The following is a 15527-nucleotide window of genomic DNA, read 5'->3' on the forward strand; positions in this document are numbered from 1 at the left end:
CAACATACAAAGAAACTAGGCATTAAATGTAAAATAAAGCACTCTCCCTATTCACCAGCGCTTGAGTCTATTATACAGTCTGTGCTAATGAGGGTGAAAAAACTGTACTTTGGATACACTGCAGTTAACTGTGTTGTAGCTTGAGTAACTTGTGACGAAGCTGGAGGCAAGCCACATGGCCCTCCACATGGCCTTTCCTTGGCATCCATGCCATCAGAAATTTGTTATTCCTAAACATCAGATGTAGTGAATATCATGAATACATAGGTGCAATTCATGACCAAGCTGATCAACGGGCAACAGTTATGAATGACGCAAATGTCGATATTGAACGACTATATGGATATAGGAGGTACGAGGCCAAGGAGGACAAAAGTAAAATAATGCGAGCTGTTACCGAGGGCATTCATCGACCGACTCTTTATAAACCAAAGTAAGCATTGCACGTACGTGCTTAAATGGATAAGTCACCTGCATACATTGAAATTGGATAAGCAGTTTTGTAGCCTGCAACTAAGGCGCCTTCCAATGGCATAGCTTTGAATGGACATGATACTTGCCGAAGGCCGAACACATAGGGGCGAAAAAATCAGTTTTTTGGATGCGCAGCATTCAACTGTTTTGTAGCGAGAGGCGACGTAGTCGTCGAACTGAGGGGCTGACCGCCAGAGCCCCTCATTGGCATCCATGCCACTGGGGCATTTGTTAATCCTAAACATCAGATGGCGGAAATGCCCTTAATGCACGACTATATGGATATAAGGAGGTACGAGCCCAAGGATGGGTGAAGGTAGAATAATACCATTCCATCTTAATATTTAGTCATTCTTGCCCAATCCCTTCGACATAGTGACATCACTCTTTTTGTATCACTAATGAAGCTATTCCAGGCAATCGAACAGGCATCGACTATATCTTCGTATCCTTTAAAGCTGCGATTAGCCAGATGACGTTGCCGTAACCAACTCCAAACTTGCTCTACAGGATTTAGCTCTGGTGAGTACGGGGGTAATTTTATAATGCTAAGGTTGATAAACTCATCAGCTATATCATTGGTATGCCAACCAGCACCATCCATTACAACTACAGCGTGCCGACCAGGCTTAGTTCTTTTGGCTATCAGCGACAGGTGCTGACGCATAATGTCTTTACTTAAATAGGGAGCAATTATTGCCTCTGTTTCTCCTGTTTCAGGACAAACTGCACCAAAGAAATGAACATACTCAAATTGCTGCTGACGAACTGCTCTAGGGCGCGTTCCTTTTCTTGCCCATAAGCGTGTCGTGCTGTTTTGTTGTCCGAAACGAGCTTCATCCTGAAACCAAATGTCGACCCGATCGAGGCCTACACTACCAGGGATGTTAAGGATCGTTTCCAGTTGAAACTTTTTTAAAAGCCATTTGGGCCTCAGCTGATTGCTTTGGGTGCATAGAGCGACTGGTTATCCAGCTAAAGTTCAACGTATCCAGTAGCTTATAAATTGCATTCGGATGGTAATCAACATTAAATTGAAGCTGGATATATTTTAAGATCGCATCCCCTGTCAACCGACCTCCAGAGGTTCTCATGCTTTGTGCTTCTATATATTCAATTAATTGCTGCTTTTGCTTTGTAGTGAGGTAGCTATCTCGCCCTTTATTTCTTTTGGCATCCAACCCTTTGAGCCCGTAAGTAAGATATTTCGAGACCCATGCATTTACACTAGCACGGGCTACTTTAAGTCTCTTGGTCACTTCCGTTCGATTATGACCTTCTAGAAATAGAGATACTGCCAGTAATCGGATACGTTTACGGGGATCTTTTTCAGCTCTAGATAAAGCTAAGATCTCTTCTGCTGTGTAGTTTTTCAAAGCAAGGTACAAGTTATTGATGGTGACCATATTAGATCACAACTCATTACTGATTGGTATAATGCACGATTGTATGGATATAGGAGGTAGAGCATTGTCAGGAACAAATGCCGAGGAGCTATTATCGAGAGCGAAGCAGGGCGAAAATCATAAAATGATGGCTTTTAAGCGAGAGACATGGAGGTCGAACTGGCCTTTTAACAAGGATGTTATTGCCAGAGCCGAGGAGCAATTTACGCCACACTGCGTTAGCAGCTTAGGGCTGCATGTGAAGTAGGCATTGCACGTACGTGCTTAAGTAGATAAACCACCTGCCTACATTGAAGTTGGATAAGTGGTTTTGTAGCCTGTAACCAAGGCGCCTTCCAATGATCCTGCTTGGAATGGTCATGATACTTGCCGAAGGCCGAACACATGGGGGCGGAGAAGTCGCGCTTTGGATGCGTAGCATTCAGCTACTTTGTAGCGAGAGGCGACGTAGTCGTCGAACTGAGGGGGCTGACCGCTCAGCGGCGGAATAGCTTCGAAGCAGGAGCTTTTAAAACCTTAACAAAGGCGCCTGTCATGGCCAGCTATGCTAAAGCTTCGCGCTCATAAGCACATCGCTATTGCGATATTCGCCCTACTATCACATGAAATGAATCTCACTGCGTTCGGACTTTCTATTTCCCCATGCTCGAGTGGTCATCTTTCCAGGCTAAAAACGAAAAAAGCCCATTGCGTTAGCAATGGGCTTATTCGTTATTAGGCGCCTGGAAATGACCTACTCTCACATGGGGAGACCCCACACTACCATCGGCGCAATTGCGTTTCACTTCTGAGTTCGGGATGGGATCAGGTGGGGCCACAATGCTATGGTTTCCAGACTAATTTGGCAAAATTTCGAAAGCTGGCTATTCAGATGCATTAACGCGTCTAAATCGCAAAATAATTGGTCTAACTTAAATCAAATACGTATTCTTTTGTGCTTATGAAGTAATACACACACTAACTACACAAACCCATCTGGGTTGTATGGTTAAGCCTCACGAGTCATTAGTACAGGTTAGCTCAACGCCTCACAACGCTTACACACCCTGCCTATCAACGTCCTAGTCTCGAACGGCTCTTTAGAGGAATTAAATTCCTAGGGATGACTCATCTTAGGACTCGCTTCCCGCTTAGATGCTTTCAGCGGTTATCGATTCCGAACGTAGCTACCGGGCAATGCTATTGGCATAACAACCCGAACACCAGCGGTTCGTCCACTCCGGTCCTCTCGTACTAGGAGCAGCTTCCTTCAATCATCCAACGCCCACGGCAGATAGGGACCGAACTGTCTCACGACGTTCTGAACCCAGCTCGCGTACCACTTTAAATGGCGAACAGCCATACCCTTGGGACCGACTTCAGCCCCAGGATGTGATGAGCCGACATCGAGGTGCCAAACACCGCCGTCGATATGAACTCTTGGGCGGTATCAGCCTGTTATCCCCGGCGTACCTTTTATCCGTTGAGCGATGGCCCTTCCATTCAGAACCACCGGATCACTATGACCTACTTTCGTACCTGCTCGACGTGTATGTCTCGCAGTTAAGCTGGCTTATGCCATTGCACTAACCGTACGATGTCCGACCGTACTTAGCCAACCTTCGTGCTCCTCCGTTACTCTTTGGGAGGAGACCGCCCCAGTCAAACTACCCACCAGGCACTGTCCTCAACCCCGATTCAGGGGCCAGAGTTAGAACATCAAAACTACAAGGGTGGTATTTCAAGGTTGACTCCACAAAAACTAGCGTCTCTGCTTCAAAGTCTCCCACCTATCCTACACATGTAGGTTCAATGTTCAGTGCCAAGCTATAGTAAAGGTGCACGGGGTCTTTCCGTCTAGCCGCGGGTATACGGCATCTTCACCGCAATTTCAACTTCACTGAGTCTCGGCTGGAGACAGCGTGGCCGTCATTACGCCATTCGTGCAGGTCGGAACTTACCCGACAAGGAATTTCGCTACCTTAGGACCGTTATAGTTACGGCCGCCGTTTACCGGGGCTTCGATCATGAGCTTCTCCGAAGATAACCCAATCAATTAACCTTCCGGCACCGGGCAGGCGTCATACCGTATACTTCCTCTTGCGAGTTTGCACAGTACTGTGTTTTTGATAAACAGTTGCAGCCACCTGGTATCTGCGACTGCCAGCAGCTTAAGGAGCAAGTCCCATCACCGCCGGCAGCGTACCTTCTCCCGAAGTTACGGTACCATTTTGCCTAGTTCCTTCAGCCGAGTTCTCTCAAGCGCCTTGGTATTCTCTACCCAACCACCTGTGTCGGTTTGGGGTACGATTCCTACTAACCTGAAGCTTAGAAGATTTTCCTGGAAGCATGGCATCAACTACTTCATCCCCTTGGGGACTCGTCATCAACTCTCAGCTTTGCAATTTAATGCGTTCACCCGGATTTGCCTAAGTGAACAGCCTACAGCCTTAAACGCGGACAACCAACGCCGCGCTAGCCTAGCCTTCTCCGTCTCTCCATCGCAGTTAGTAGAAGTACGGGAATATTAACCCGTTTCCCATCGATTACGCCTTTCGGCCTCACCTTAGGGGTCGACTTACCCTGCCCTGATTAACATTGGACAGGAAACCTTGGTCTTTCGGCGAGGGAGTTTTTCACTCCCTTTATCGTTACTCATGTCAGCATTCGCACTTCTGATACCTCCAGCGTGGGTTACCCCTTCGCCTTCAACGGCTTACAGAACGCTCCTCTACCGCTTGCTAGTAAACTAGCAAACCCATAGCTTCGGTGTATTGCTTAGCCCCGTTAAATCTTCCGCGCAGGCCGACTCGACTAGTGAGCTATTACGCTTTCTTTAAATGATGGCTGCTTCTAAGCCAACATCCTAGCTGTCTAAGCCTTCCCACATCGTTTCCCACTTAGCAATAACTTTGGGACCTTAGCTGATGGTCTGGGTTGTTTCCCTTTTCACGACGGACGTTAGCACCCGCCGTGTGTCTCCCGTATAGTACTCATTGGTATTCGGAGTTTGCAAAGGGTTGGTAAGTCGGGATGACCCCCTAGCCTTAACAGTGCTCTACCCCCAATGGTATTCGTACGAGGCGCTACCTAAATAGCTTTCGAGGAGAACCAGATATCTCCGAGTTTGATTGGCCTTTCACCCCCAGCCACAAGTCATCACCGCATTTTTCAACATACGTGTGTTCGGTCCTCCAGTTGATGTTACTCAACCTTCAACCTGCCCATGGCTAGATCACTCGGTTTCGGGTCTACACCTTGCAACTAAACGCGCAGTTAACACTCGGTTTCCCTACGGCTCCGCTATTCGCTTAACCTTGCTACAAAATGTAAGTCGCTGACCCATTATACAAAAGGTACGCAGTCACGGTCTCAAGGACCGCTCCCACTGCTTGTACGTATACGGTTTCAGGTTCTATTTCACTCCCCTCACAGGGGTTCTTTTCGCCTTTCCCTCACGGTACTGGTTCACTATCGGTCAGTCAGGAGTATTTAGCCTTGGAGGATGGTCCCCCCATGTTCAGACAAGATGTCACGTGTCCCGTCCTACTCGTTTTCATCTATAGTTAGTTTTCATGTACGGGGCTATCACCCTGTGCCGCTGAGCTTTCCAACTCATTCCACTAACACCCTATAGACTTAAGGGCTAATCCCCGTTCGCTCGCCGCTACTAGGGGAATCTCGGTTGATTTCTTTTCCTCCGGGTACTTAGATGTTTCAGTTCCCCGGGTTTGCCTCACATACCTATGTATTCAGTATGTGATACTCACTTATGTGAGTGGGTTTCCCCATTCGGATATCGTTAGCTCAAATGCTTGTTACTAGCTCGCCAACGCTTTTCGCAAGTTACTACGTCCTTCATCGCCTCTGACTGCCAAGGCATCCACCGTATACGCTTAGTCACTTAACCATACAACCCACATAGGTCTAAACCAATGTAAATTGTATCGCAACTAATGGTGTTTACTTTCGCCAAAAGAATACTCTTGAAGTGCATTGCTGCACTTCGGCACTTGATTTAAGTGTTTGAGAACTCAATTATTTTATATTTCGCGCTAATGCTATAAACCACTGCAATTACCGAATCTTACGAATCAGCTTTCACAATAGTCCCTTTCACATTAACACTATCAGCTTTCCAAATTTTTAAAGAACAAACATCACCGTAAAGGCATGTTTCTCGCTCTAACAAGAACAAGTTATCTGTGTGAACACTCAGCAAATATTGAGTTAGTCGTATAGGTAAGGAGGTGATCCAGCCCCAGGTTCCCCTAGGGCTACCTTGTTACGACTTCACCCCAGTCATGAACCACACCGTGGTAAACGCCCTCCCCGAAGGGTTAAGCTATCTACTTCTGGTGCAGCCCACTCCCATGGTGTGACGGGCGGTGTGTACAAGGCCCGGGAACGTATTCACCGTAGCATTCTGATCTACGATTACTAGCGATTCCGACTTCACGGAGTCGAGTTGCAGACTCCGATCCGGACTACGACCGGCTTTGTGGGATTAGCTTGACCTCGCGGCTTTGCGACCCTCTGTACCGACCATTGTAGCACGTGTGTAGCCCTACTCGTAAGGGCCATGATGACTTGACGTCGTCCCCACCTTCCTCCGGTTTATCACCGGCAGTCTCCCTAAAGTTCCCACCATTACGTGCTGGCAAATAAGGATAAGGGTTGCGCTCGTTGCGGGACTTAACCCAACATTTCACAACACGAGCTGACGACAGCCATGCAGCACCTGTCTCACAGTTCCCGAAGGCACCAAGCTATCTCTAGCGAGTTCTGTGGATGTCAAGAGTAGGTAAGGTTCTTCGCGTTGCATCGAATTAAACCACATGCTCCACCGCTTGTGCGGGCCCCCGTCAATTCATTTGAGTTTTAACCTTGCGGCCGTACTCCCCAGGCGGTCTACTTAATGCGTTAGCTTGGGAGCCCAGTAACTAAGTTACCAAACTCCGAGTAGACATCGTTTACGGCGTGGACTACCAGGGTATCTAATCCTGTTTGCTCCCCACGCTTTCGTACCTGAGCGTCAGTCTTTGTCCAGGGGGCCGCCTTCGCCACCGGTATTCCTTCAGATCTCTACGCATTTCACCGCTACACCTGAAATTCTACCCCCCTCTACAAGACTCTAGTTTGCCAGTTCAAAATGCAATTCCCAGGTTGAGCCCGGGGCTTTCACATCTTGCTTAACAAACCGCCTGCGTACGCTTTACGCCCAGTAATTCCGATTAACGCTTGCACCCCTCGTATTACCGCGGCTGCTGGCACGAAGTTAGCCGGTGCTTCTTCTGCGAGTAACGTCACAGCTATAGTTTATTAAACTACAACCTTTCCTCCTCGCTGAAAGTGCTTTACAACCCGAAGGCCTTCTTCACACACGCGGCATGGCTGCATCAGGCTTTCGCCCATTGTGCAATATTCCCCACTGCTGCCTCCCGTAGGAGTCTGGGCCGTGTCTCAGTCCCAGTGTGGCTGATCATCCTCTCAGAACAGCTAGGGATCGTCGCCTAGGTGAGCTATTACCTCACCTACTAGCTAATCCCACCTAGACTCATCTAATCGCGAAAGGCCCGAAGGTCCCCTCCTTTCCCCCGTAGGGCGTATGCGGTATTAGCAGTCGTTTCCAACTGTTATCCCCCACGACTAGGCAGATATCTAGGCATTACTCACCCGTCCGCCGCTCGACAGCAAAGGTAGCAAGCTACCTTCCTGTTTCCGCTCGACTTGCATGTGTTAGGCCTGCCGCCAGCGTTCAATCTGAGCCATGATCAAACTCTTCAATTAAAGTTTTTTGTTCTCACCCGATTAAGGATGAAGAACGGCTCAACGAATTATACTGTTTTTCACAAACCCGAAGGTTTATGAAGCTTACATATTTTGCTTCTTAATCATTACTCTCTCGAAAGAAAACAAATCATAAGTTGCTATGGTCACTCAGTAGTTCATTGAGTAAATTTTTGATTGCCTACATTCCGAAGAACAGGAGGCAATTTCGAATAATTCAACACCTGTGAGTGCCCACACAGATTTCTTGTTTTGAATTGTTAAAGAGCGTTAGCATCAATCTTTCAGATGCTGCCGTTAGACGCTAGGTCGTTGGCTTTCACTTACTAACTAAGACGTTTCGTCTTGGCTAGGGAGGCGTATTTTACACGCTCCGTGGTTGGCGTCAAGGGCTTTTAAAAATTTAATTCCAATCGTTTAAAACGAAGAAAAAATCTAGCTTACTTGTTGCCCTGACTGCGTTTCAGCTTTCGTTTAAGAAGACTGGCTTGCCGTGTCAGTGGGTGCGCATTATAGGGATGTCAGCCCAGAGCGCAAGCGCTTATTTTAAAAAAACGACTAACTGGATAATTTTCCGACAATCCAGTTTTAAAAGCCGTAATTAGACACGTTTTCAAAGCTTACTTTGAGATTCATTAGCTAATACTCTTCAGCAAGGAGATTAAGTCTGGCACAATTTTTAGAGGCTGCACTAATACTTTTAGATTTATTTTAACCTTCCATAACTATACATGTAGAAAGTCTCCACCCTACTCTTACTTATCTGTATCTGTCTTTGAGGGAGCTTTCAATTTACGTATTCCACGTACGGTCAATACAGGCCCAGACAAGGCATAACAATAAAAAATCAGACATAAAATAAAGGCTGGCTCTAATGACACAAACACTAAGGCACCGACGATAGATAGGATCACCCAAAAATTAACTCTGCCACGCCAATTTAAATCTTTAAAAGATGAGTATCTGAAGTTACTCACCATTAATAAACCTAAACATAGGGTTATTACCATAGCTAACCAGCTAACGTTTCTACCTTCTATTCCATTTTGCGTTGCTAGCCAGATGCTGGCTGCGATAACAGCAGCAGCAGCGGGGCTTGCTAACCCTTGGAAATACCTCTTATCTGCGACTCCTACCTGAGTATTGAACCGAGCAAGTCTTAGCGCCGCACCAGAACAATATATAAATGCAGCTAACCAGCCTAATTTCCCCAACTCTGACAATCCCCAGTTATAGGCAATTAACGCAGGAGCGACACCGAATGAAACCATGTCGGCCATGCTGTCATACTCAGCACCAAATTGACTTTGGGTATTAGTCATTCTTGCTACCCGACCATCAAGACCATCAAATAACATGGCGACAAAGACAGCGATTGCAGCTGATTCAAATTGACCATTCATAGATGCAATCACTGAATAAAAACCAGCGAAGAGTCCTGCAGTCGTGAACAAGTTAGGCAGTAAAAAAATGCCTTTACGTTTAACCGATTCTTTATCAAACTTATTCATAGTATTCAAAAATAGGTATCGAGTATAAAAAATATACCATACTCTAAGCGTTGAATATTTCACAATGTCTTACTTCTAATCAATTAAGGTAAGCGCATTATGAGCCCATACTCTGATGATTCTCATTTCCAATGGAAGGTAGCATGTACGCAAAAAATTTAATTCTCTGCATATCATTGTTTCTTATCGCGCCTTCTTCGGCTACCGTAATATACAAGTGGGTAGATAAAGATGGTGTGACTCATTATAGCCAACAGATCCCAGAGAATACTGAACATCAGAGCAAATCTAAAAAATTATACAGTGAAGATATAGAGCCAAAACTAATTGGTACTATCGCTCCAAGTGTTCGTACAGAAGATAATCAGCAGAGCCAGGCTCAACAGGATGCTGCTAAGATTAATGAGCAAGATAAAGAACAAGCAAAAGAGATATGCAAGAACGCAGAATACAACCTTAATATTCTCGAAACCCACTCTAGACTGAATAGTAAAGACAATGAGACTGGAGAAGTAACAAGTATTACTGAAGAGCAGCGCCAAGAGAGAATTAAACAGCAGAAACAAAGAATAAAATTATTTTGTAAGTAATTTGGTTTCAAAATGATAAAAAACAGACTTAAGCAAGTCTGTTTTTTATGAAGATAGAATGCTATTACTCTCGCATGACTGTGCACATCAAACCAATTTAAGACAATTAAAACTTCATCTTCAAACGAAGCTTATTGCGTAAATGCTAATTCAGTTCCTGCGCATTCAATTCTGATGGTTTTCCCTGGTACTAAATCACCAGCTAAAATCTTCTGTGCAAGCGGATTTTCAACTTCTTGCTGCAAGGCCCTTTTTAAGGGTCTTGCACCATAAACGGGATCAAATCCAGCCCTAGCTATTAATGCTAATGCATCCTCGCTCAACTCCAAATCATAATCTTTCTCAGCAAGTCGCTTCCTAAGTAGCTCAATTTGAATCGTGGCAATATACGCAATGTGCTTTTCACCCAACGGATGGAAAACCACAGTTTCATCAATTCTATTTAAAAACTCAGGTCTAAAACTATGAACAACTACATTCATTACTTCAGATTTCATCTCCGAATAAGATAACGATGTGAATCTGTCCTGAATAATCTCTGAACCCAAGTTAGAAGTCATGATCACAACTGTATTTCTAAAATCGACAGTGCGCCCCTGACCATCAGTTAGCCTGCCGTCATCTAATACCTGCAATAAAATATTAAAAACATCAGGGTGAGCTTTTTCTACTTCATCTAAAAGGATCACTGAATAGGGCTTTCTTCTAACTGCTTCAGTTAAATAGCCCCCTTCTTCATAACCTACATAACCTGGAGGAGCACCGAGTAAACGTGCTACTGAGTGTTTCTCCATAAATTCTGACATATCGATCCGCACCAAGGAGGATTCAGTATCGAACAAAAACTTAGCCAATGATTTACACAGTTCAGTTTTACCGACTCCCGTCGGCCCCAAAAATAGGAATGAACCTATTGGTCGCTCTGGATCGGAAAGTCCAGCACGGCTTCTACGAATTGCATTGGATACCGCATCGACAGCTTCATCCTGACCAATAACCCGCTTGTGAAGTGCCTCTTCCATATGCAGAAGTTTCTCTTTCTCTCCTTCAAGCATCTTAGAGACCGGAATCCCCGTAGCCCTTGAAAGTACTTCCGCAATTTCAACATCTGTCACTTTGTTACGTAACAAGGTCATATCTTGCATTTCTGCTTGCGTAGCTAAGTCGAGTTGCTTCTCTAAGGCTGGAATTCGACCGTATTGAAGTTCAGACATGCGGGTTAGATCGCTAGCTCGTCTTGCAACATCCAGATCTAATCTAGCCTGCTCGAGGTCGGCTTTAATATGCTGAGTCCCAGCAAGGGATGCTTTTTCTGTGTGCCAAATCTCGTTTAACTCCGCAGCTTTTACATCAACCTCTTTTAGCTCTTTACGTAATATAAACAAGCGTCGAATACTGGACTCATCGATCTCTTTCGCTAATGCCTGTTCTTCTATTTTAAGCTGGATCCCACGACGCTCTAATTTATCGAGCACTTCAGGTTTTGAATCTATTTGTATTCTAATGCTTGAAGCTGCTTCATCAATCAGATCAATTGCCTTATCGGGCAGTTTTCGATCTGATACATAACGATTTGACATGCTTGCCGCTGCGACAATTGCAGGATCAGTTATTTCAACATGGTGATGGAGTTCGTAGCGTTCTTTTAGCCCACGTAAAATGGCGATAGTGTCTTCAACATTGGGCTCTTCCACTAAGACTTTTTGAAAACGTCGCTCCAAGGCTGCATCTTTCTCAATATATTGACGGTATTCATCCAACGTCGTCGCACCGACACAATGTAGATCACCACGAGCAAGTGCAGGTTTAAGCATATTGCCGGCATCCATCGCACCGTCACCTTTACCCGCTCCGACCATAGTATGTAATTCATCAATGAAGAGGATAACTTGACCTTCTTCTTGAGAAAGTTCATTGAGGACAGCTTTTAAACGCTCTTCGAATTCTCCACGATATTTAGCACCAGCCACCAATGAGCCCATGTCCAGAGAGAGAACTCGTTTGTTTTTTATACCTTCTGGTACTTCACCATTTACGATTCTTTGCGCTAAACCTTCAACAATCGCAGTTTTACCTACGCCTGGTTCACCGATTAACACCGGATTATTTTTCCTACGACGCTGCAATACTTGAATCGTTCGTCGTATTTCATCATCACGGCCAATAACAGGATCGAGCTTCCCTTGTTCAGCTCGCTCAGTCAGATCAACGGTAAACTTTTTTAAAGCTTGGCGTTGATCTTCGGCATTTGGGTCGTCCACAGTTTTACCAGCTCTGATCTGTAGAATGGTCTGTTCCATCAGCTCTTTTGTTGCGCCAGATTTCTTTAAGCTCTGTGCAAGTGGATCGTTGCCTTCAAGGGCTGCAAGTACAAATAGTTCACTGGAAATAAATTTGTCTTTGCGTTTCTGCGACAATTTGTCGCAAAAATTAAGCAAACGAATCAATGCTTGTGATAACTGAATATCCCCGCCGGTTCCCTCAACTTGAGGCAAGCGCTCTAACTCTTGGCTGAGCATAGAGCGAAGCGAACTAACCTGCATACCAGCCTGAGTTAGCAGTGGGTGTATAGAACCATTATCTTGATTGAGAAGAGCCATCATCAGATGGATCGGCTCAATAAACTGGTGATCTCGACCCAATGCTAATGATTGAGCATCAGAAATGGCAGTTTGAAACTTATTGGTCATACGATCGAGTCGCATATAGCCTCCAGCACAAAAAAACAGAATGAATCTAAACTAACTATATAGTTACAAGGTTGGGGTGTTTTGGAATAATTTCAAGGTGAGAACTGCATGACTTAGTCTAGGGAAGTAAAATAGTTTAATTTAGCCAGATAAATGATGCCATGCGACCAGTGACCCCATCTCTTCGAAAAGAGAAGTAGTCCGAATTTTGAGTAAAAGTGCACGCGTCAGCTTGATATACTTCATTAACCCCCGCGAGCTGTAACCTAAACTTGGCTAGGCCTTGTAAATCGGCCAGGTATTTACCTGCACGCTCGCCGGAAACGAAAAAGTCTGAACTGGCAGGGTGAAAAGCAATAAACTGCTCTCTTACTTCACGACCGACTTCAAAGGCAATAGGCCCAATAGCGGGACCCAAATAGGCAATGAGTTCTGAATTGTTGGCAGAAAACTGAGTTAAAGCAACCTCAATAATGCCATCACATAATCCCCGCCATCCAGCATGTACAGCTGAAACCTCTTTACCATACTTATCGCAGATAAGTACGGGTAAACAGTCAGCTGTCATGACGGTACAGACTTGTTGTCTCGTCGAAGTAAAACTTCCATCGGCAGTGCAAAGCTGCAGGTTATCAGCCTGAACAACCTTATTACTATGAATCTGTTCTAACCAGCAGGGAGATTGAGGCAAACCTAAGTACTCTTGTATGAGTGCTCGATTTGCCAATACATCTGTTTCTTCATCTCCCACATGCAAGCCTAAGTTCAAGCTTGCAAAAGGCGGCTTGCTGACACCACCTACTCGCGTTGAAAACGCAATATTTACTCCCTGAGGAATATGCCAGCCAGTCATCATAGTAAAGCGTAAGCCAATTTATAACACTGGAGGATTGTCTTCAGTGTCTTTTCTCAATCCCCTTGTCAAAGCCACCATATCTTCCGGCACAGGAGCCTGCCAACTCATCACTTCTAAAGTATATGGATGTGCTAACTCAAGCCTAATCGCATGCAGAGCTTGGCGTTTAAAGCCCATATACAATTCAAAAAACTCAGGAGAAATACCTTTAGGCGGTCTTGGACGGCCGCCATAAACAGGGTCGCCAACTAAGATATTACCAATATGAGCCATATGAACACGGATCTGATGGGTTCTACCCGATTCAAGCCTGAGCCTTAAACGCGTATGAGCTCTGAATTTCTCAGCAACGCGATAATGGGTCATCGCTGGCTTACCATTATGCACAACGGCCATATGAGTACGTTTAGTCGGATGACGATCAATTGGCTCATCAACAGTACCACCAGAAATGAGTCCACCCATCACGATAGCTTCGTATTCACGAACTATCTCACGAGCTTGCAAAGCTGATACTAAGTGAGTTTGAGCTTCAACAGTCTTAGCGACAACCATCAAACCTGTTGTATCTTTATCGAGTCGATGAACAATTCCTGCACGAGGTACTAGCTCTATGCCTGGGCAATGATGCAATAAAGCATTCATCAAAGTGCCATCTTTGTTTCCTGCACCAGGATGAACCACCAGTCCAGCTTGTTTATTGATAACCAAAATATGGTCATCTTCATAAACAATATCAAGATCGATAGCTTGTGCTTTAGCTGTCGTCTCCTCAACTAAGGTTGCACCGACGGCAATTTCTTGCCCTTCAAGTACTTTTTCTCGTGGCTTAATACATGCTTCACCATCGATAGTGACCACACCATCTAAGATCCACTCTTTAATACGCGTACGTGAGTAATCAGGAAACAAATCAGCCAAAGTTTGATCCAATCTTTGCCCGGTTTGTGTTGCTGTTATCTCGCTTTTTAGATTAATCTCTTGTGTCATAGGAACCGTCCCCGTTTTTCGGGGTCCAAAATTGTGAGCTATCTGTTACAATCGAATTGTTTCTATTTTATATCGAAATGGAAAAAATCTTAACTACAACTTTAAAAGAATCGAAATTAAGTATGCATAAATTTGTTAAAGGTGCTCTATTAGCCCTATTTTCAATAGCCATTACGGCTTGTAGTAGTAGCCCAGAAGATGATCTAAAGGTTAATAAATCATCGCCTGATGTATTATATTCTCAAGCTCGGACCTCAATGGAGCTTGGTAATTTCAGCAAGGCTGTACGTTCTTTGGAAGCATTAGACTCTCGCTATCCATTCGGACCACATAAAACTCAGGTTCAGCTAGATCTGATTTATGCTTATTATAAGCTAGATGACCCAGCTTCTGGTATAGCCAACATAGATCGTTTCATCAGACTCAACCCTACTCATAAAGATATTGATTATGTCTATTACATGCGTGGGCTTGTTAATATGCAGTCAGATAGTTACATGTTCCATGACATGCTAAATATCGACAGAACCGACCGAGATCCAAAGGTCGCACAAGATGCATTTAAAGATTTTGATCGCTTAATCAAATCTTACCCAAACAGCAAATATGCTCCTGATGCCGCCCAACGTATGCAATATCTAAAAAATCGTTTAGCTAAGTATTCAATCAATGTTGCCGAATACTATATGAAGATGAATGCTTGGAGTGCCGCAGCAATACGCGCTCAATCAGTTATGGAAACCTACCCAGGTACACCATCAACTGAGCGTGCATTAGAGATCATGGCCGATGCATATTATGAACTAGGTCAAGAAAAACTCAAAGAGAATGTGCTTACTGTAATGAAAGCCAATTACCCAGCGAATAAAAAACTGGTTAAGTAATTACTTTTGTTCTCTAATAAAAGCTCTCGCCTAAGCTAGGTTGGGAGCTTTTTTATTTCTATAAAAGCTAATTCCCCAATAAAACAGCCTAGCATAAAGCGTCTAGCCACCTAGCTAAAATATTAGCTCTAGTCAGGTCTACGCTAACTAATTTAGCTATAAACGGCTACGTAGCCTAAAAGTTATCCAAACAGGTAGCAAAAATCATTATATTGCAAAAAACGGTTGACTCAAATCCTTAAAAGCCTTTTAATGACGCCGTTGCCCGAATAGCTCAGTCGGTAGAGCAGAGGATTGAAAATCCTCGTGTCCCTGGTTCGATTCCGGGTTCGGGCACCATATTTCATTTAGGTGCCT

General features: G+C 44.6%; 8 protein-coding genes, 1 tRNA gene and 3 rRNA genes. 4 read left to right on the forward strand and 8 right to left on the reverse strand.

Annotated elements, in window-relative coordinates; translation table 11 throughout:
* Window positions 1-811 precede the first annotated feature (811 nt).
* A protein-coding gene (locus FM038_RS19140) for an IS630 family transposase (RefSeq protein ID WP_142870609.1) occupies window positions 812-1880 on the reverse strand; the annotation gives its coding sequence in 2 pieces (ribosomal slippage) (window positions 812-1390 and window positions 1392-1880; 1068 coding nt in all).
* Between the two features lie 338 nt (window positions 1881-2218).
* Here FM038_RS19140 and FM038_RS19145 point away from each other — a divergent pair.
* The gene (locus FM038_RS19145; RefSeq protein WP_185965666.1) at window positions 2219-2371 is read left to right on the forward strand and encodes a hypothetical protein; all 153 of its coding nucleotides are present in this window, start codon (window positions 2219-2221) and stop codon (window positions 2369-2371) included.
* Between the two features lie 229 nt (window positions 2372-2600).
* Here the strand turns inward: FM038_RS19145 and rrf are convergent.
* From rrf to pssA, 4 genes are all read right to left on the reverse strand, one after another.
* Window positions 2601-2716 (reverse strand): 5S ribosomal RNA (rrf, locus tag FM038_RS19150).
* A gap of 148 nt (window positions 2717-2864) precedes the next feature.
* A 23S ribosomal RNA gene (locus tag FM038_RS19155) occupies window positions 2865-5769 on the reverse strand.
* Window positions 5770-6102: 333 nt separating this feature from the next.
* Window positions 6103-7649: ribosomal RNA gene (locus FM038_RS19160) — 16S ribosomal RNA — on the reverse strand.
* The 16S, 23S and 5S rRNA genes sit together here, the layout of an rRNA operon.
* Window positions 7650-8404: 755 nt before the next feature.
* On the reverse strand, window positions 8405-9160 hold the full coding sequence (gene pssA, locus FM038_RS19165) for a CDP-diacylglycerol--serine O-phosphatidyltransferase (RefSeq protein ID WP_142871658.1): 756 nt from the start codon (window positions 9158-9160) through the stop codon (window positions 8405-8407).
* A 143-nt stretch (window positions 9161-9303) separates the two neighbouring features.
* Between pssA and FM038_RS19170 the strand changes: the two genes are divergently transcribed.
* On the forward strand, window positions 9304-9750 hold the full coding sequence (locus FM038_RS19170; protein ID WP_142871657.1) for a DUF4124 domain-containing protein: 447 nt from the start codon (window positions 9304-9306) through the stop codon (window positions 9748-9750).
* A 131-nt stretch (window positions 9751-9881) separates the two neighbouring features.
* Here FM038_RS19170 and clpB read toward each other — a convergent pair whose 3' ends face one another.
* The 3 genes from clpB to rluD form a co-directional block, all read right to left on the reverse strand.
* The gene (clpB, locus tag FM038_RS19175; protein ID WP_142871656.1) at window positions 9882-12455 is read right to left on the reverse strand and encodes an ATP-dependent chaperone ClpB; all 2574 of its coding nucleotides are present in this window, start codon (window positions 12453-12455) and stop codon (window positions 9882-9884) included.
* Window positions 12456-12576: 121 nt separating this feature from the next.
* Entirely contained in the window at window positions 12577-13296 is a 720-nt protein-coding gene (gene pgeF / locus FM038_RS19180; RefSeq protein ID WP_142871655.1) for a peptidoglycan editing factor PgeF, read from the reverse strand.
* 18 nt (window positions 13297-13314) lie between these two features.
* On the reverse strand, window positions 13315-14286 hold the full coding sequence (gene rluD / locus FM038_RS19185; RefSeq protein WP_142871654.1) for a 23S rRNA pseudouridine(1911/1915/1917) synthase RluD: 972 nt from the start codon (window positions 14284-14286) through the stop codon (window positions 13315-13317).
* A gap of 122 nt (window positions 14287-14408) precedes the next feature.
* Between rluD and FM038_RS19190 the strand changes: the two genes are divergently transcribed.
* Window positions 14409-15170 (forward strand): outer membrane protein assembly factor BamD, encoded by a 762-nt coding sequence (locus tag FM038_RS19190; protein ID WP_142871653.1) that lies wholly within the window; start codon window positions 14409-14411, stop codon window positions 15168-15170.
* A 263-nt stretch (window positions 15171-15433) separates the two neighbouring features.
* A tRNA-Phe gene (locus FM038_RS19195) sits at window positions 15434-15509 on the forward strand.
* Window positions 15510-15527 lie beyond the last annotated feature (18 nt).

The sequence above is a fragment of the Shewanella eurypsychrophilus genome, assembly GCF_007004545.3.
In the GTDB taxonomy this organism is placed as follows: domain Bacteria; phylum Pseudomonadota; class Gammaproteobacteria; order Enterobacterales; family Shewanellaceae; genus Shewanella; species Shewanella eurypsychrophilus.

Bases quoted from the DNA above. Each gene is read 5' to 3' on its own strand.
- FM038_RS19145 (WP_185965666.1), top strand. From the start codon at position 2,219: ATGATCCTGCTTGGAATGGTCATGATACTTGCCGAAGGCCGAACACAT.
- pssA (WP_142871658.1), bottom strand. From the start codon at position 9,160: ATGAATAAGTTTGATAAAGAATCGGTTAAACGTAAAGGCATTTTTTTA.
- FM038_RS19170 (WP_142871657.1), top strand. From the start codon at position 9,304: ATGTACGCAAAAAATTTAATTCTCTGCATATCATTGTTTCTTATCGCG.
- clpB (WP_142871656.1), bottom strand. From the start codon at position 12,455: ATGCGACTCGATCGTATGACCAATAAGTTTCAAACTGCCATTTCTGAT.
- pgeF (WP_142871655.1), bottom strand. From the start codon at position 13,296: ATGATGACTGGCTGGCATATTCCTCAGGGAGTAAATATTGCGTTTTCA.
- rluD (WP_142871654.1), bottom strand. From the start codon at position 14,286: ATGACACAAGAGATTAATCTAAAAAGCGAGATAACAGCAACACAAACC.
- FM038_RS19190 (WP_142871653.1), top strand. From the start codon at position 14,409: ATGCATAAATTTGTTAAAGGTGCTCTATTAGCCCTATTTTCAATAGCC.